Genomic DNA, 17,083 nt, shown 5'->3' with positions numbered 1-17,083 from the left:
CCGTGTCCTCTGTGCCTCCCTGGCTGTCATCCTGAACTGTCGGCCTCGTCCAGCGGAACTTTACGGTCAGTTGACGACGATCAAGCGGGGGGCCGTCTTTCCGACCAGCGGCTTGCGTGGCACCCAACGGAGCACCACGCACGGCCTTGACGCGGCTTCAGCGACCGGCCAGCGCCGGCATTACCCGAGGGCGCAGCAGCTCACCCAGCACCGCCAGCGCACCGATCGCTCCGGCGATCCAGTACCAGCGCTGCAACGGGTCGAAGCCCAGCCAGCCAAGCGCATGCAGGAAGACCATGAGGATCAGCACCGGGCAGACGTAACGCACCATGAACAGCCACAACGCGTAGCCCAGCGGCGGCAGGTTCAGCTCGTCGCGCATGATCTCGCTGCGCAGCGCGTAGCCGGCCAGCAGCACGGTGAAGATCCCGCCCAGCGGCATCATCCAGCGCGAGGTCAGGTAATCCAGCCAGTCGAAGAAGTTCTTGCCCATCGGCGTCCAGCCCGACAGCAGGTTGAACGAGAGCATCGCCAGCAGGCTGATCACCAGCAGCACCACGCCGGAACCGATGGCCGCCTTCATCCGCGAAATGCCGTGCTTCTCGTTGAGGTAGGCGACGGTGGCCTCGATCATGGAGATCGCCGAGGTCAGCGCGGCGATCGACACCATGGCGAAGAACAGCACGCCGAAGGCGGTACCGAACGGCATCTGCTGGAAGGCCAGCGGCAGGCTCATGAAGATCAGGCCAGGGCCGGCGGTCGGGTCCATGCCATTGGCGAAGATGATCGGGAAGATCGCCAGGCCCGCCAGCAGCGCCACGCAGGTATCGGCGATGGCGACCATGAAGGTGGTGCGGGCGATGGACTGGTCATCCGGAATGTACGAGCCGTAGGTGAGGATCGCGCCGGACGCCAGGCTCAGGGTGAAGAAGGCGTGGCCGAGCGCGGCCAGCAACGCCTCGCCGGTGATCTTCGAGGTATCGAAGCTGAACAGGAAGGCGAAGCCCTGATCGAAGCCGCCGCTGGTCACCGCGTAGCCCACGAGGATCAGCAGCAGCACGGCCAGCCCCGGCATCATCCAGCGCACCGCATTCTCGATACCCTTCTGCACGCCCTTGGCGACGATCCACAGGGTCAGCAGCGCAACCAGCAGGCTCCAGCCTCCGAGTTCCCACGGGTTGGCGTTGTGCGCCTCGAACACGCCGCCGAGCGCCTCGACGCTGGTCGCGGCCAACGAGCCGTCGAGCATCTTCACCGTGTAGGCGAAGGCCCAGCCGGCGACCACGACATAGAAGCAGAGGATCAGGAAGCCGGCGGTCATGGCCATGCCGCCCACCGCCTTCCACAGCGGATTGCCGTTGTTCTCGCGGACTACCCGGCCGATGGCGTCGATCGGGCTGCCACGGCCGCGGCGGCCGATGGCGATTTCGCACATCATCACCGGCACGCCGATGGCGAGGATGCACAGCAGGTACATCAATACGAAGGCACCACCGCCGAACTCGCCGGTGATGTAGGGGAATTTCCAGATGTTGCCCAGGCCCACGGCCGAGCCGGTTGCCGCGAGGATGAAACCCCAGCGCGAGAGCCAGAGGTTCTTCGGTTTTTCACGAGTCATACGTCACCTGTTTGTTGTTATCTGTGACGGGATCGGGACCGTCGCGCAGGGCGCGGCGGCGTGCAAGGCGGATTCAGTCTTTCATTGAGCGTCGGGCTGCACCTCCGGCGCGGCCTGCTGGAAGGCCGGAAGCGTCTCGCAGCGTGCGACGATCTCGAGAATGCGTGGATACGCCGCGAGGTCACAGGCAAAACGGCGCGCATTGTATACCTGCGGCACCAGGCATGCCTCCAGATAACCTGGCCGATCGTTCAGGGAAAGCCTGCCCTCGAAACATTCCAGGCCAGCTTCCACGGCGGCGAGGCCCTGATCGACCCAGTGCCGGTACCAGGCGTTCTTCGCCTCGTCGTCGACGCCCAGTTCGGCACTGAGGTACTGCAGCACGCGCAGGTTGTTCAGCGGATGGATCTCGCAGGCGATGTGCATGGCCAGCGAGCGCACCTGGGCGCGCTCGACCGGATCGGCCGGCAACAGGGCCGGCACCGGAAACACCTCGTCGAGGTACTCCAGGATCGCCAGCGACTGGCTGATGCGCGCGCCGCCGTTGGCTTCATCGACCAGCAACGGCACCAGCTGCTGCGGGTTGAGGGCGCGGTAATCGGCCGCACGCTGCTGGCCGCCGTCCTTGACCAGATGCACCGGCACCTGCCGGTAGGCCAGACCCTTGAGGTTCAGCGCGATGCGCACCCGGTAGGCGGCACTGGAGCGCCAGTAGCCGTAGAGCGTCAGCTCAGTGCTCATAGCGCTCGACCTGCTGATCGATGGCGCCGAAGATGCTCTGCCCGGCGGCGTCGAACATCTCGATACGCACCCGGTCGCCGAACTTGAGGAACGGCGTCTTCGCCTCGCCGTGCTCGATGACCTCGAGCATGCGCTTCTCGGCCAGGCAGGACGAGCCGGCACTGCGATCGTAGTTCGACACCGTGCCCGAGCCGATGATGGTCCCGGCGCCCAGCGGACGGGTGCGCGCGGCGTGGGCGACCAGGGTCGGGAAGTTGAAGGTCATGTCGGTGCCGGCATCCGGCTGGCCGAACAGCTCACCGTTGATATGCGAGACCAGCGGCCGATGCACCTTGCCGTCGCGCCAGGTTTCGCCCAGCTCGTCCGGGGTCACCGCCACCGGAGAGAAGCTCGACGACGGCTTGCTCTGGTAGAAGCCGAAGCCCTTGGCCAGCTCGCCGGGGATCAGGTTGCGCAGCGAGACGTCGTTGACCAGCATCAGCAGCTGGATATGCGCGGCCGCCTCGGCCGGCGTCGCACCCATGGGCACGTCGTCGGTGATCACCGCCAGTTCGCCTTCCAGATCGATGCCCCAGGCCTCGTCGGCCAGTCGGATCGGGCTGTGCGGCGGGATAAAGGCATCGGCGCCGCCCTGGTACATCAGTGGATCGTGCCAGAAGGACTCCGGCATCTCGGCGCCGCGCGCCTTGCGCACCAACTCGACGTGATTGACGTAGGCGCTGCCGTCGGCCCAGTGATAGGCGCGCGGCAGCGGGCTGTGGCAGGCGGCCTGGTCGAAGGCGAAGGCGCCCTCCTCCAGCCCGTCGTTGAGGCGCTGGTAGACCGCTTCCAGCTTCGGCTTGCAGTACTGCCAGTCATCCAGCGCGGCCTGCAGCGTGGCGGCTACCTGCGGGACTTTCACCGCGAGGGCGAGATCACGGGAAACGACGACGAGTACGCCGTCGCGGCCCTGGTTGAGGGTTGCGAGTTTCATCAGGATTCCTTGCCCGGCGCACGCCAGGAGTTGACGTATTCGGGGACATCGACGGCGGCGGCGGCCTCGCCGACTTCCAGCGCGCGGCGGGTGTCGATCATCACCGCCACCTCGTCGGCGAAGGTCGCCGGGTCGGTGCTGGCCTTCTTCAGCGCCTTCGGGTGCGGCCCGTGGGGGAAGCCGCAGGGGTGGAAGGTCACCATGCCCTGCTCGATGTTGTCGCGGCTGAAGAAGTTGCCGCGGTGGTAGAACAGCACTTCGTCGTAGTCGTCGTTGTTGTGGAAGAACGGCACCTTCAGCGCACCCGGATCGGATTCCACCGGCCGCGGCGTGAAGGTGCAGACGACGAAACCGTTGGCGACGAAGGTGGTGTGCGCCGACGGCGGCAGGTGGTAGCGATGGCTCATCAGCGGGCGGATGTCACGCCAGTTGAGCCGTACCACGGTGTTGTCGCCGTGCCAGCCGACCACGTCCAGCGGGTTGTACGGGTAGGTCACGGTGGTGATCTGGTCGCGCCGCTTGATGCGGATCTGCCAGGGGTTCTCGTCCTGCTGCGCGCGGAAGGCGTCGTCCAGCCGCGGATGGTCGAGCACCGCGGCGTCGAAGATGGCATGCGGGCCGACCAGGCCTTTTTCCGGCAGCTGGTAGGCGCCGTCGGTGTTCTCGATCAAGAGCATGAACACCGGCTCTGTCGCCTCGATGCGCCAGGCGGTGCCACGCGGGATCATCAGGTAGTCGCCGTCGCGGAATTCCAGGTGGCCGAAGTCGCAGTAGAAATGCCCGGCGCCCTCATGGATGAACAGCAGTTCGTCACCGTCACCGTTGCGCACCAGGTGGCGCATGGCGCCGTTGGTCTTCCACAGGCGCAACTTGACGTCGGCATTGTGCAGCGCCAGCGGCGCCTGCAGCGGGCAGTCGCCTTCGCTGGGGATGTGATTGAAGTTGAAGGCGTGCGGGCGCAGCGGGCCTTCCCAGTCGATCCAGCCGGTCGGCGGATGCTTGTGATGCAGGTGCGAAGCCGGGCCGAAGAAGCCTTCGCGGCCCATTTCGCGCTCGTAGGTGCCCTGCGGAAAATCGCAGTGCGCCTGACGCGAATTCTCACCCTCGCGGATGGGGAAACTGATCCATTTGCGGCTCATGTGCCTCTCCTTCGTGATACCGCGTGATCTGAATGGCGCTGCGGTGGTTGCCGATGCGTAGGGTGGAAGACTGCGAAGCATCTTCCACGCGTCTGTGTCGGCCATGCGTCCGTGTCGGCCTACCGAAACGCGTGGATGTGCTTCGCGACATCCACCCTACGCAACCCCACCTCGGCTCTGGCCTTACTCGCCCGCCTTGATCACGCCACGACGCACCTGGTCTTCCTCGATGGATTCGAACAGCGCCTTGAAGTTGCCTTCGCCGAAGCCCTGGTTGCCCTTGCGCTGGATGATCTCGAAGAAGATCGGGCCGATGACCGTGTTGGTGAAAATCTGCAGGAGGATGCCGTCATCACCCGGCGCGCCGTCGATCAGCAGGTTCAGCTCGCGTAGCTGGTCGAGCGGCTCGCCGTGGCCGGCGACTCGGGTGTCGACCTTCTCGTAGTAGGTGTCCGGGGTGGTCATGAAGTCCACGCCGTTGGCGCGCAGGCGGCGCACGGTCTCGTAGATGTCGTCGGTGGACAGCGCGATGTGCTGGATGCCCTCGCCGTGGTACTCGCGGATGAATTCCTCGATCTGCGACTTGTCGTCGGCCGACTCGTTGATCGGGATGCGGATCTTGCCGCAGGGCGCGGTCATGGCACGGGAGAACAGGCCGGTCAGCTTGCCCTCGATGTCGAAGTAGCGAATCTCGCGGAAGTTGGCGATGCGCTCGTAGAAACCGGACCAGACGTCCATCTGCCCGCGCTTGACGTTGTGGGTCAGGTGGTCGATGCACATCAGGCCGACGGCATTGTCGTTCGGCGTGCGCCCTTCGATGTACTCGAAGTCGACGTCGTAGATGCTCTTGTCGCCATAGCGGTCGACGAGATACAGCAGCGAGCCACCGATGCCTTCGACGCAGGGGATGTTCAGCTCGCCGAAGTTGGCGTGGCTGCCGACCAGCTTGGCGCCCTGGGATTCGACGTAGGCGGCGGCCTGCGCGGCGTTCTTCACCCGGAAGGCCATGGCGCAGGCGCTCGGGCCGTGCTTCTCGCCGAACTCGCGCACATGCCCGGTGGGGCTGCCGTTGAGCACGATATTGATGTCGTGCTGCTGGAACAGCCAGACCTCCTTGGAGCGATGCTTGGCGGTTTCGGTAAAGCCCATCTGGGTGAACAGCGTGCGCAGCTGCTCGATGCCCTCGGCATTCGGCGCGGTGAATTCGACGAACTCGAAGCCGTCGGTGCCGATGGGGTTGTGCTGTTCGATCTTGTTCACGGCGTTCATATCGCCTCCTGATTATTGTTGTGAGGACTGCCGTTGCACGGCTTGGCTGGGCCCATCACACCCCAGGCCAGGGCGGCGAACAATGCTGTTTACGGGCACGGAAAGCGGCTGGCCCCAGCCCTGCTGTCAGGTTTTCCTTACAGCTCCTTTTTTGCTGAAAAGCCTGGCTCGGCGGCTTGCCAGGCGTAACGAAAAACTGACAGCCTGGTGCGACAAGCTGCCGCACATGTCATCCCGGGCTGGCGTCGCACATAAAAAAGGTGGGCCGAAGCCCACCCCATGAAGGCCTGCGTCGGCCTGCTATGGGATGGACCTGAGCCCACCAAAAGGGCTTCCTGAGAAGCCCGCAGCATGCTTGCGGGATGGGCTTCAGCCCACCTGCGCGTACTGCACGGACGAGCGTGATCGCGCTAGATCAAACCCATGAGGTTGAGGAACACCAGCACGATGGCCACCGGCGTGCCGTAGCGCAGCAGGTTCCACCAGGCTTGGAACAGCCCGGTGTTGCGAATGCCGATGGCCTCGCTGACCACGTGGCGCTGCAGCACCCAGCCGGTAAACAGCACCGTGCCCAGCCCGCCCAGCGGCATCAGCCAGTTGGTGGTCAGGTAGTCCAAGGTGTCGAAGAAAGTCTTGCCGAACAGCTGATAGTCCGCCCAGTGGTTGAACGAGAACACGCTGCCCAGGCTCAGCAGCCAGAGCACCAGGCCGCTGCCCAGCACGGCCTTGGTCCGGCTGATGCGGAAGCGCTCGGTGAGCCAGGCGATGCTCGGCTCTGAGAGCGAAATGGCCGACGTCAGCGCGGCGATCACCAGCATCACGAAGAACAGCCCGCCCACGACCTGCCCCAGCGGCATCTGGCCGAAGGCGATCGGCAGGGTGACGAAGATCAGTCCCGGCCCGGCCCCCGGTTCCAGCGCGTTGCCGAACACCAGCGGGAAGATCGCCAGGCCGGCCAGCAGCGCCACCGCGGTATCGGCCAGCGCCACCAGAATCGAGGTCTTGGCGATTGAGGTGCCTTCCGGCAGATAGGAGCCGTAGACCATCATCGCGCCGCAGCCCAGGCTCAGGGTGAAGAAGGCATGGCCAAGGGCGACCAGCACGCTCTGCGCGGTCAGCGCGGAAAAGTCCGGCACGAAGAGGAACTGCAGCGCCTGGGCGAACTCGCCTTCGATGGCGGCGTAGACCACCAGCACCAGCATCAGCACGAACAGCCCGGGCATCAGAAAGCGCAGCGATCGCTCCAGCCCGCTGCGCACGCCGAAGCCGACGATCAGCATGGTCGCCGCCAGCACCAGCGTGGCACAGACCACCAGGCGCAGCGGGTCCGCCAATAGCGCGCCGAACAGCGCACCACTGGCCTCCCCGCTGACCCCGGTGAAGCCGCCGCTGAACGTCGCCGGCACATAGGCCAGCGCCCAGCCAGCGACCACCAGATAGAAACTCAGGATGAGAAAGCCGGTCAGCCCGCCGAGCCAGCCCACCACGCGCCAGCGCGAACTGGCCCCGGCCTCGCGCGCCAGACGCGCCACGGCGCCATCGGGGTTCGCCCGGCCGCGACGGCCGATCATCACCTCGGTCATCAGCAGCGGAATGCCGATCAGGAGGATGCAGGCGAGATAGACCAGCACGAAGGCGCCGCCGCCGTTCTGCCCGGTCACGTAGGGGAATTTCCAGATATTGCCCAGGCCCACCGCGGAGCCGGTGGCGGCGAGGAAGAACACCCAGCGGGAGGACCACAGGCCTCGGCTGGCGTTGTCCTGGATGCGTGCGCGCGCGCCGGCGAAGGTGCCGGCCGCGAGGCTGGTTTTATCGGTCATTGCGGATTCCTGCTTGTTGTTTTTGTCAGGGATGGTGCGAACGAACGGAGCGGGCACGGCGCTGGCGATCAGAGCCCGCCGCCCCGCTCAGCGAAGGCCGGCGCGCTCGGGCGACCGGCCATGTGCCGTCATGAAGCCTGCCGCTGCAGCGTCGCGACCTGAGGCGCGCCGCCGGCCTGCAAACGCTCGAGCGCCAGGCGGTCGGCGATCACCGAGGTGCATTCGCCGCTGGCGGCGGCCCGCTCGAAAATCTCGCGCAGCGTGCCGGCGATGGCGTTCACATGGGCATCGATCTGCGCGGCGCTGCCGCCGTTGCGCTGGTAGTAGACGTCGATGATGCCGCCGGCGTTGATCGCGTAGTCCGGCGCGTAGAGCTGGTTGCGCCGCTGCAGTTCGACGCCGATCCCGGCGCTGGCCAGCTGGTTGTTGGCCGCACCGGCGATCACCGGGGCACGCAACACATCCAGGGTCTGCTCGTTGAGAATGCCGCCCATGGCGCAGGGCGCGAAGACGTCTACATCGAGACCGTAGATGTCCTGCGGGCGCACCACGTTGGCGCCCACCTCCTCCATTGCCTGCTTGACGTTGGCATCGAAGATGTCCGCCACCCACAGTTCGGCGCCAGCCGCTTTCAGGTGCCGCGCCAGCCCCAGGCCGACATGGCCGACGCCCTGGATCGCCACCTTCAGCCCGGTCAGCTCGTCGCGACCGAGGCGCTGGCGCACCGCTTCCTTGAGGCCGACGAAGACGCCGTAGGCGGTAGACGGCGACGGGTCGCCGCTGGCGACGCTGCCGTCGAGCAGGGTGCGCGGCGTGGCGCCGACCACATGGCGGGTGCGCTGGGCAAAGGCCTGCATTTCGGCATCGCCGGTGCCGGAGTCGGCGGCGGTGATGTAGCGCCCGCCGAGGCTGTCGACGAAGTCGCCCATGGCGTGCAGCAGCGCCTGGCTCTTGCCGGTATGCGGGTCGCCGATGATCACCGCCTTGCCGCCGCCGAGCTTGAGCCCGGCCAGCGAGGATTTCAGCGTCATCCCGCGCGACAGCCGCAGCACATCGCGCAGGGCCTCGTCGTCACTGGCATAGGGGAACATCCGGCAGCCACCCAGCGCCGGCCCGAGGCGCGTGTCGTGGATGGCGATGATGGCTTTCAGACCCGACGCCTGGTCATGGCAGAAGACCACCTGCTCGTGGCGGTCGAAGTCAGGATGAGCGAAGACGGACATTGGGTTACCTCGTTCTTGTTTGTCTGGTGGCCTGTCACGGACAGGGCCTGCTTGTTCGGTATCACCGGGCGATGGGCCCGGCGGGTTCATCTAGCCCTGGGCGAACAGGGTGACGGGCCGCTGCTGCGTGCCCTGCCGGTGGGCTGAAGCCCACCCTACGAGTGCCTCTTCGTCGCCGCGGGCGGTTCTGTAGGGTGGGCTTTAGCCCACCGAACAACGCTGCCCGACTCGACGAGCGCCCAGCGCCGGGGCGCTCAGGCCGCCGGCTGGAAAAGCCGTACGCTCTGCACCTCGTCGCCCTTGGCCAGCTGCTCGCGGAGCAACTTCTCCTGCTGGCGGGCCTTGGCGATGGAACGCTCCTTCACCGGGCCGTAGCCGCGGATCTGTTCCGGCAGCGCGGCGATGGCCACGGCGGTGCGGTAGTTGGTCGGCTTGAGCTGGGCCAGCAGCTCGTCCACGGTCTTCTCGTATTCGCTGATCAACTGGCGTTCGACGCGGCGGTCGTGGCCATAGCCGAACGGGTCCAGAGGCGTGCCACGCAGGAAGCGGAACTTGGCCAGCACACCGAACACATTGAGCATCCACGGCCCCAGCTCGCGCTTGCGCGGCTCGCCGGTAACCGTGTCACGCTTGGCCAGCCAGGCCGGAGCGAGGTGGAACTGCAGCTTGTAGTCGCCCTCGAACTGCGCCTCGAGCTGCTGGCGGAATTCCGGCTCGCTGAAGAGCCGCGCCACCTCGTACTCGTCCTTGTAGGCCAGGAGCTTGAAGTAGTAGCGGGCGACGGCCTTGGACAGCGCCAGATCGTCCGCCGTATCGGCATCGCGCACGCGCTCGACCAGCTGGCGATAGCGGCGCGCCAGCCCGGCGTTCTGGTAGCGGGTAAGGAAGTCCACGCGCCAGTCGACGATCTCTTCCAGGGTTTTACAGAGTGGTTCGGCGGCCTCGACTGGGCGCGCCAGCCCTTCCACCGCTTCGCGTTCGAGCACCGCACGGCGGCCCCAGCGGAAGGCCTGCAGATTCAGCTTGGCGGCAACGCCATTGAGTTCGATGGCCTTCTCGATGGCCTCGGCGCTGATCGGCAGCAGCCCCTGCTGATAGGCAAAGCCGAGCAGAAACAGGTTGGTCGCGATGCTGTCGCCCAAGAGCCGCGTGGCCAGGCGGGTGGCATCGACGAAGTGGGTCTTCTCGGCGCCGACCGCGTCGCTGATCGCCTGGCGCATGGCCGCGCCGGGCACCTGGGCGTCCGGGTTGCGAGTGAACTCGGCGGTGGCGGACTCGTGGCTGTTCACCACGGCATTGCTGATCTGCTCGTTGAGGCGGGTCAGCGATTCATCGCCCGCCGCGACGATCAGGTCGCAGCCCAGCAGCAGGTCGGCTTCACCGGCGGCAATACGCACCGCGTAGATGTCGCTCTGCTTAGCGGCGATGCGCACGTGAGTGGTCACCGGACCGAATTTCTGCGCCAGACCGGCCTGGTCGAGCACGGTGCAGCCCTTGCCTTCCAGGTGCGCGGCCATGCCGAGCAGCGCGCCAAGGGTGGTCACGCCGCTGCCACCAACGCCGGGGATCAGCACATTCCAAGGCCGCTCCAGCGACGGATGCTGCGGCTCGGGCAAGGCGGCCGCCTCGATACCGCCAGCCACCGCTTCGGGTTTGCGCAACCCGCCGCCATGCACGGTGACAAAGCTCGGGCAGAAGCCTTCGACGCAGGAGTAGTCCTTGTTGCAGGCGTTCTGGTCGATCTCGCGCTTGCGCCCCAGCTCGGTTTCCTTCGGCAGCACCGACAGGCAGTTGGACTTCTCGCCGCAGTCGCCGCAGCCCTCGCATACCGCAGCATTGATGAATACGCGCTTGGCCGGGTCTTCCAGCTTGCCGCGCTTGCGCCGGCGGCGCTTCTCGGTGGCGCAGGTCTGGTCGTAGATGATCACCGAGACGCCCTTGAATTCGCGCAGCTCGCGCTGCACGGCGTCCAGTTCGCGGCGATGGTGGAAAGTGGTGATCGGCGCGAAGCCGTCGCGGCTCGGGTACTTGTCCGGCTCGTCGCTGACCAGGGCGATGCGCCGGACGCCCTCGTCGGCGATCTGCCGGCTGAGCTGGTCGACGCGCAGTTCGCCGTCGATCGGCTGGCCGCCGGTCATGGCCACGGCATCGTTGTAGAGAATCTTGAAGGTGATGTTGACGCCGGCTGCCACCGCCGCACGCACCGCGAGGCTGCCGGAGTGGAAGTAGGTGCCGTCGCCGAGGTTCTGGAACATATGCGGGGTGTCGGTGAACGGCGCCTGGCCGATCCAATTGACGCCCTCGCCGCCCATCTGGGTAAAGGTCTCGGTGCGCCGGTCCATCCACTGCACCATGTAGTGACAGCCGATACCGGCCGAGGCGCGGCTGCCCTCGGGCACCTTGGTGGAGGTGTTGTGCGGGCAGCCGGAGCAGTAGTGCGGGGTGCGCACGGTGCTATAGCTGCGCGCGGCCAGGGCCTTTTCCTTGGCATCGAGGAAGGCCAGGCGGGTCTGGATGCTGTCGCTGGTGTAGATCGGCGCGAGGCGCTTGGCGATCACCCGGGCGATCATCGCCGGGGTCAGCTCGGAGAGGTTCGGCAGCAATGAATTGCCCTGCTCGTCGAACTCGCCGACCACCCGCGGACGCTTGCTCACGGGCCAGTTGTAAAGCTGCCCGGTGAGCTGGTCCTCGATGATGCTGCGCTTCTCCTCGACCACCAGAATCTCGTCCAGCCCCTGGGCGAACTCGTGCACCGAGACCGGCTCCAGCGGCCAGCTCATGCCGACCTTGAGCACCCGCAGGCCGACCGAGGCGCACAGCGCTTCGTCCAGACCCAGGTCATCCAGCGCCTGACGCACGTCGAGATAGGACTTGCCGGTGGTGATGATGCCAAGCCGCGGGTTCGGCGAATCGAGCATCACCCGGTTCAGGTTGTTGGCTCGGGCGAAGGCGCGCGCGGCGTAGATCTTGTACAGGTTCAGGCGCTTTTCCTGCGCCAGCGGCGGGTCCGGCCAGCGGATGTGCACGCCGTCCTCGGGCAGCTCGAAGTCTTCCGGGATGCGCGTCTGCACGCGCAGCGGGTCGACTTCCACCACGGCGGAGGAATCGACGTTCTCGGCAATGGTCTTCAGCGCCACCCAGCAACCGGAGTAGCGCGACAGCTCCCAGCCGATGATGCCGTAGTCGAGGATTTCCTGAACGTTGGCCGGGTTCAGCACCGGAATCGAGGCAGCGATGAAGGCATGCTCGCTCTGGTGCGGCAGCGTCGAGGATTTGCAGCCGTGATCGTCACCCGCCAGCAGCAGCACGCCGCCATGCGGGGAGACACCCGCCGCATTCGCATGCTTGAACACGTCGCCGGCACGGTCGACGCCCGGCCCCTTGCCGTACCACATGGCGAACACGCCGTCGTACCGGGCACCGGGGAACAGGTTGGCCTGCTGGCTGCCCCACACCGCGGTGGCGGCCAGCTCTTCGTTGACGCCCGGCTGGAAGTGGATGGCGTGTTGCTTGAGGTAGTCGCGGGCTTCCCAGAGGCTCTTGTCCAGCCCGCCCAGTGGCGAGCCGCGATAGCCGGAGATGAAGCCACCGGTGTTCAAACCACGGGCCTGATCACGCTGATGCTGCAGCATCGGCAAGCGGGTCAGCGCCTGGGTGCCGGTGAGGTACAGATGACCGGTAGCAAGCCGGTACTTGTCGTCCAGACGGATCTCGGCCAGAGACATGGGGCGCTCCTAATTTGTTGTTATCGGAGTCAGGGTGGCGTTGTTCGCTACCCGCCTGACGCAGTCATGGAGAAACCGCACGGTTGTTTCTCCACGCCGGCAATCGGCAGGGGATCACCCCACCGTCGCGTGTCGATTAACAGTCTGGCCGTGACGCGGAGAGATTTTCTTTCTACTTTTGCGGTAGAACAGCGGTTCTGTGCATGACCCATTCGCAAACAACAACAAAACAGGAACGACCATGCAGTCCACACCTCTGAGCAGCATCGATCGCAAGATCCTCCTGCTGCTGCAGCACAACGCCGATCTGTCCGCTGCGGAAATCGCCGAGAAGGTCGAGCTGTCGCAATCGCCCTGCTGGCGACGCATCCATCGCATGCAGGAGGAAGGGCTGATCGAGCGCAAGGTCGCCCTGCTCAACCCGAAGAAACTCGGGCTGAACATGACGGTGTTCGTCAACATCAAGCTCTCGGCCCACGGGCGCAGCAACCTCGACGAGTTCGAGCAGGCCGTGGTGGGTTACCCCGAGGTGCTGGAGTGCCACACCATGGCCGGTGAATCGGATTACCTGCTCAAGGTGGTGGCTCGGGACATCGACAGCTACGAGCGCTTCCTGCGCGACCAGCTCCTGCAGCGCCCCCACGTGCAGGAGGCGCACTCGCACATCGCCATGAGCGAGGTGAAGCGGACCACGGAGTTGCCGCTGGATTGAGGCTTCAGACCGGGTCCGCAGCAGGCGGTGGATAAGGCGGAGCCGTTATCCACCCGACGGGCGAAGCAGCCGCCACGAGGGAATGAAAGCGTAGGGTGGAAAACGGCCAGAGCCTTTTCCACGCGTCCATCAAGATCGCCTCCGACACCGTCCCAAGCATCCGCATGCGTCGGGCCTGGTTACGGTGGATAAGGCTTCGCCGGTATCCTCCCTACGCACCGACGCACCGCTTGGACTCCTATTCCTCCGGAATCCCTTCCAGCCGCGCACCCCGACCGATCCCCCGCTCAGCGAACCAGCCCTGATGCATTTCCAGGGCATAGCGTGCCGGCTTCTCGGAGCAGCGCACGTCCGTGCTCAGCGGTTCCAGATCGATCACATCGACGATCGCCCCGTCCTCATCGAGAAACGCCGCCGACAACGGCAACGGCGTGTCCTTCATCCATAGACAGTGCCGCCGCACCTCGTCGAAGCGAAACAGCATGCCGCTGTCCGCAGCGAGTTCGGTGCGCCCCATCAGGCCACGCTGACGCTGCAGGAAGGTATCCGCATATTCGGCCTGCACTTGATGCCCGCCAACCTCCAGTCGCAACGGCTCGGCGGGCTGGGCGGTGGTCGCGACGGCCATCAGCGATAGCAGCAACGCAATACGCATAAAGCAATCTCCTGAGACCGGGTACGGCGGAACAGCCAGCCCCGGCCGCACTCATAAGCGAAGCGCCGCCCGTCGCGGCCCATAACGACAACAAGGGAGAACCCCACGTGCTCAACAGAATAACCGCCGCCAGCGTCTACCTGGTGCAACGCTTCCTCCCCTCGCCTTTCGTCTTCGCCATCCTGCTCACGCTGATCGTGCTGATCGCCGCCATGCTCAGCACCGGTCAGGGCCTGCCGGCGATGGCGCAGCACTGGGGCAACGGCTTCTGGAACCTGCTGGCCTTCACCATGCAGATGTCGCTGATCCTGGTCACCGGCCATGCCCTGGCACGCGCGCCGGCAATCAATCGCCTGCTCGACCGCATGGCCCGCATCCCGCAGTCGCCGGGCCAGGCCATCATCCTGGTCACGCTGGTGGCGCTGGCCGGTTCCTGGATCAACTGGGGCTTCGGCCTGGTGATCGGCGCCGTGTTCGCCCGCGCGCTGGCGCGCCAGGTGCGCGGCGTCGACTACCCGCTGCTGGTGGCCTCGGCCTACTCCGGCTTCCTGATCTGGCACGGCGGCTTTTCCGGCTCGATCCCGCTGTCGCTGGCCAGCGGCGGGGCCGACCTGCAGAAGATGACCGGCGGCGCGCTGACCGAGGCCATCGGCGTCGGCCAGACGCTGTTCGCTTCCTACAACCTGATCATCATCGCCGTGCTGGTGGTGGGCCTGCCGCTGCTGAACTGGGCGATGCAGCCGAAGACGCCGAAAGTGGTCGACCCGGCGCTGCTGGAAGAGCCCCAGCCGAGCGACATCCCGCGGGAAACCGCTACCCAGCGCCTGGACGACAGCCGCATCCTCGGCCTGATCATGGTCGCGCTGTCGCTGCTGTTCTTCTACCGGCACTTCAGCGAGAACGGTCTGGCGCTGAGCCTGAACATCGTGATCTCGATCTTTCTCTTCGCCGGCCTGCTGATGCACGGCACGCCAGAACGCTACATGCGCGCCATCGAGGAGAGCATTCGCGGCATCGCCGGCATCGTCGTGCAGTTCCCCTTCTACGCCGGGATCATGGGCATGATGGTCGGCGCCAATGCGGCCGGCGTATCGCTCGGCCGCCAGGTCACCGACACCTTCGTCACCTGGTCGACGACCGAGAGCTTCCCGGTGCTGGCCTTTCTCAGCGCCGGACTGGTCAACGTCTTCGTGCCCTCCGGCGGCGGCCAGTGGGCGGTGCAGGGGCCGATCATGCTGCCGGCCGGCGCGGCGCTGGGCGTGGCGCCGGAAGTGACGGCCATGGCGATCGCCTGGGGCGATGCCTGGACCAACATGATCCAGCCGTTCTGGGCCCTGCCGCTGCTGGGCATCGCCGGGCTCGGTGCCCGCGACATCATGGGCTACTGCCTGCTCTGCCTGGTGTTCTCCGGTGTGGTGATCGCCGGCGGGCTCTATTTCCTGACCTGAGGCCGGAGCATTCCGGGCGGCGACGCTGTCCGGAATGCTGGACCGAACTGTCCAGCATGCAAGACACAAGCGCCGTCCAACGATCTGGACACTAAAGATAAAAACCATGCAAATCAGCGAGTTGCGTATCTGGCACGGAACTCGCTAAATCACCGTGCGGCCTGTCCGCAGCCGAAACAAGAAAAACAATGCGCCTGCCGTGCAGCAGCGAGTCCCCGAATGCCCTCGGCAGCGTTCGGTCGTGCCGCACGGGGCCAGGAGATCGTCCCCGATGAGCGTCATCATCGCCCTTGCTGCATTGGCCCTGCTGATGCTCGCCGCCTACCGCGGCTACAGTGTCATCCTCTTCGCCCCCATCGCCGCCATGGGCGCGGTGCTGCTCACCGACCCGTCCGCCGTGGCGCCGGCCTTCACCGGCATCTTCATGGAGAAGATGGTCGGCTTCATCAAGCTGTACTTCCCGGTGTTCCTGCTCGGTGCGGTGTTCGGCAAGCTGATCGAGATGTCGGGTTTTTCGCGCTCCATCGTCGCCGCGGCGATCCGCCTGCTCGGCACCAGCCAGGCCATGCTGGTGATCGTGCTGGTCTGCGCGCTGCTGACCTACGGCGGCGTGTCGCTGTTCGTCGTGGTGTTCGCGGTGTACCCGTTCGCTGCCGAGATGTTCCGCCAGAGCAACATGCCCAAGCGGCTGATCCCGGCGACCATCGCCCTCGGCGCGTTCACCTTCACCATGACGGCCATTCCAGGCACGCCGCAGATCCAGAACATCATCCCCACCACCTTCTTCAATACCAACACCTGGGCCGCACCCTGGCTCGGCCTGATCGGCACGGTCTTCGTGTTCGGCCTGGGCATGCTCTATCTCAAGTGGCAGCTCGGCAAGGCCATTGCCGCCGGCGAAGGCTATGGCACGAACCTGCGCAACGAGCCGGAGACGCCCGCCGACATCGCCCTGCCCAACCCCTGGCTGGCGCTATCGCCGCTGCTGCTGGTGCTGGTCGCCAACCTCCTGTTCACCCGCTGGATTCCCGAGTTCTACGGCACCAGCCACAGCCTGCAGCTGCCGGGCATGAGCGCCCCGCTGGTCACCGAGGTCGGCAAGCTCACCGCGATCTGGGCGGTGGAGGCCGCGCTGCTGCTGGGCATCGCCCTGGTACTGGCGACCAGTTTCGGCACCCTGCGCGGCAAGCTCGCCGAGGGCAGTCGCACGGCGGTCGGTGGTTCGCTGCTGGCGGCGATGAACACCGCGTCGGAATTCGGCTTCGGCGCGGTGATCGCCTCGCTGCCGGGCTTCATCGTGGTGGCCGATGCGCTGTCGGCGATTCCCAATCCGCTGATCAACGAAGCGATCACCGTCAACCTGCTCGCCGGCATCACCGGTTCGGCCTCCGGCGGCATGAGCATTGCCCTGGCGGCGATGGCCGACAGCTTCGTCGCCGCCGCCAACGCCGCGCAGATACCGCTGGAAGTGCTGCACCGGGTCGCCTCGATGGCCTCCGGCGGCCTCGACACGCTGCCGCACAACGGCGCGGTGATCACCCTGCTGGCGGTCACCGGGCTGACCCACCGCGAATCCTACAAGGACATCTTCGCCATCACCCTGATCGCCACGACCGCGGCCTTCTTCGTGATCGGCGTGTACTACGCTACCGGCATCGTCTGATCGCGGCGCTTCGCCGATATCGGCGAGCATCACGACATCTGCGATTGCCTTCCGACAACAAGAAAAACAAAGGCGCCGCCCCGTGCGGTCGCCACCA

Annotated in this window: 12 protein-coding genes; 3 read left to right on the top strand and 9 right to left on the bottom strand. The window is 66.0% G+C overall.

The window, feature by feature from the left end; all coding sequences use genetic code 11:
- Positions 1-157: 157 nt before the first annotated feature.
- The 8 genes from OUY36_RS04170 to OUY36_RS04135 form a co-directional block, all read right to left on the bottom strand.
- On the bottom strand, positions 158-1,618 hold the full coding sequence (locus OUY36_RS04170) for a sodium-dependent transporter (protein ID WP_152480834.1): 1,461 nt from the start codon (positions 1,616-1,618) through the stop codon (positions 158-160).
- 81 nt (positions 1,619-1,699) lie between these two features.
- A complete protein-coding gene (gene maiA, locus OUY36_RS04165; RefSeq protein WP_017244862.1) occupies positions 1,700-2,359 on the bottom strand; it encodes a maleylacetoacetate isomerase in 660 nt (219 codons plus the stop codon).
- Positions 2,349-3,332 carry a fumarylacetoacetate hydrolase family protein gene (locus OUY36_RS04160; RefSeq protein WP_152480833.1) on the bottom strand — a complete coding sequence of 328 codons (984 nt, stop codon included), beginning with the start codon at positions 3,330-3,332 and terminating at the stop codon, positions 2,349-2,351. The genes maiA and OUY36_RS04160 overlap by 11 nt, the downstream gene beginning before the upstream one ends.
- A complete protein-coding gene (locus tag OUY36_RS04155; protein ID WP_152480832.1) occupies positions 3,332-4,471 on the bottom strand; it encodes a homogentisate 1,2-dioxygenase in 1,140 nt (379 codons plus the stop codon). The genes OUY36_RS04160 and OUY36_RS04155 overlap by 1 nt, the downstream gene beginning before the upstream one ends.
- Before the next feature lie 183 nt (positions 4,472-4,654).
- Complete coding sequence (gene hppD, locus OUY36_RS04150; RefSeq protein ID WP_102840466.1) at positions 4,655-5,740, bottom strand: 4-hydroxyphenylpyruvate dioxygenase; 1,086 nt, start codon at positions 5,738-5,740, stop codon at positions 4,655-4,657.
- A gap of 410 nt (positions 5,741-6,150) precedes the next feature.
- The gene (locus tag OUY36_RS04145) at positions 6,151-7,560 is read right to left on the bottom strand and encodes a sodium-dependent transporter (protein WP_267936897.1); all 1,410 of its coding nucleotides are present in this window, start codon (positions 7,558-7,560) and stop codon (positions 6,151-6,153) included.
- 128 nt (positions 7,561-7,688) lie between these two features.
- Positions 7,689-8,783, bottom strand: coding sequence for a Glu/Leu/Phe/Val dehydrogenase dimerization domain-containing protein (locus OUY36_RS04140; RefSeq protein ID WP_152480830.1), 1,095 nt, complete (start codon positions 8,781-8,783; stop codon positions 7,689-7,691).
- A gap of 254 nt (positions 8,784-9,037) precedes the next feature.
- Complete coding sequence (locus OUY36_RS04135; protein ID WP_267936895.1) at positions 9,038-12,508, bottom strand: indolepyruvate ferredoxin oxidoreductase family protein; 3,471 nt, start codon at positions 12,506-12,508, stop codon at positions 9,038-9,040.
- A 241-nt stretch (positions 12,509-12,749) separates the two neighbouring features.
- Between OUY36_RS04135 and OUY36_RS04130 the strand changes: the two genes are divergently transcribed.
- A complete protein-coding gene (locus OUY36_RS04130) occupies positions 12,750-13,220 on the top strand; it encodes an Lrp/AsnC family transcriptional regulator (RefSeq protein WP_125869407.1) in 471 nt (156 codons plus the stop codon).
- Positions 13,221-13,458: 238 nt separating this feature from the next.
- On the opposite strand, the gene OUY36_RS04125 is transcribed toward OUY36_RS04130, so the two are convergent.
- A complete protein-coding gene (locus tag OUY36_RS04125; RefSeq protein ID WP_156244225.1) occupies positions 13,459-13,875 on the bottom strand; it encodes a DUF192 domain-containing protein in 417 nt (138 codons plus the stop codon).
- Positions 13,876-13,982: 107 nt separating this feature from the next.
- Here OUY36_RS04125 and OUY36_RS04120 point away from each other — a divergent pair, with 107 nt between their 5' ends.
- Positions 13,983-15,323 carry a short-chain fatty acid transporter gene (locus OUY36_RS04120; RefSeq protein ID WP_267936892.1) on the top strand — a complete coding sequence of 447 codons (1,341 nt, stop codon included), beginning with the start codon at positions 13,983-13,985 and terminating at the stop codon, positions 15,321-15,323.
- A gap of 271 nt (positions 15,324-15,594) precedes the next feature.
- Positions 15,595-16,986, top strand: coding sequence for a GntP family permease (locus OUY36_RS04115; RefSeq protein ID WP_267936890.1), 1,392 nt, complete (start codon positions 15,595-15,597; stop codon positions 16,984-16,986).
- Positions 16,987-17,083 lie beyond the last annotated feature (97 nt).

This window comes from Stutzerimonas sp. R40042, assembly GCF_026642215.1.
Taxonomy (GTDB): domain Bacteria; phylum Pseudomonadota; class Gammaproteobacteria; order Pseudomonadales; family Pseudomonadaceae; genus Stutzerimonas; species Stutzerimonas frequens.
This window is presented reverse-complemented; position numbering and strand designations above follow the sequence as displayed.

What these genes read in the sequence shown, in the direction of transcription:
- OUY36_RS04170 (WP_152480834.1), bottom strand. Translation starts at nt 1,618, where the DNA reads ATGACTCGTGAAAAACCGAAGAACCTCTGGCTCTCGCGCTGGGGTTTC.
- OUY36_RS04115 (WP_267936890.1), top strand. Translation starts at nt 15,595, where the DNA reads ATGAGCGTCATCATCGCCCTTGCTGCATTGGCCCTGCTGATGCTCGCC.
- OUY36_RS04160 (WP_152480833.1), bottom strand. Translation starts at nt 3,332, where the DNA reads ATGAAACTCGCAACCCTCAACCAGGGCCGCGACGGCGTACTCGTCGTC.
- OUY36_RS04125 (WP_156244225.1), bottom strand. Translation starts at nt 13,875, where the DNA reads ATGCGTATTGCGTTGCTGCTATCGCTGATGGCCGTCGCGACCACCGCC.
- OUY36_RS04130 (WP_125869407.1), top strand. Translation starts at nt 12,750, where the DNA reads ATGCAGTCCACACCTCTGAGCAGCATCGATCGCAAGATCCTCCTGCTG.
- maiA (WP_017244862.1), bottom strand. Translation starts at nt 2,359, where the DNA reads ATGAGCACTGAGCTGACGCTCTACGGCTACTGGCGCTCCAGTGCCGCC.
- OUY36_RS04140 (WP_152480830.1), bottom strand. Translation starts at nt 8,783, where the DNA reads ATGTCCGTCTTCGCTCATCCTGACTTCGACCGCCACGAGCAGGTGGTC.
- OUY36_RS04145 (WP_267936897.1), bottom strand. Translation starts at nt 7,560, where the DNA reads ATGACCGATAAAACCAGCCTCGCGGCCGGCACCTTCGCCGGCGCGCGC.
- OUY36_RS04155 (WP_152480832.1), bottom strand. Translation starts at nt 4,471, where the DNA reads ATGAGCCGCAAATGGATCAGTTTCCCCATCCGCGAGGGTGAGAATTCG.
- OUY36_RS04135 (WP_267936895.1), bottom strand. Translation starts at nt 12,508, where the DNA reads ATGTCTCTGGCCGAGATCCGTCTGGACGACAAGTACCGGCTTGCTACC.
- hppD (WP_102840466.1), bottom strand. Translation starts at nt 5,740, where the DNA reads ATGAACGCCGTGAACAAGATCGAACAGCACAACCCCATCGGCACCGAC.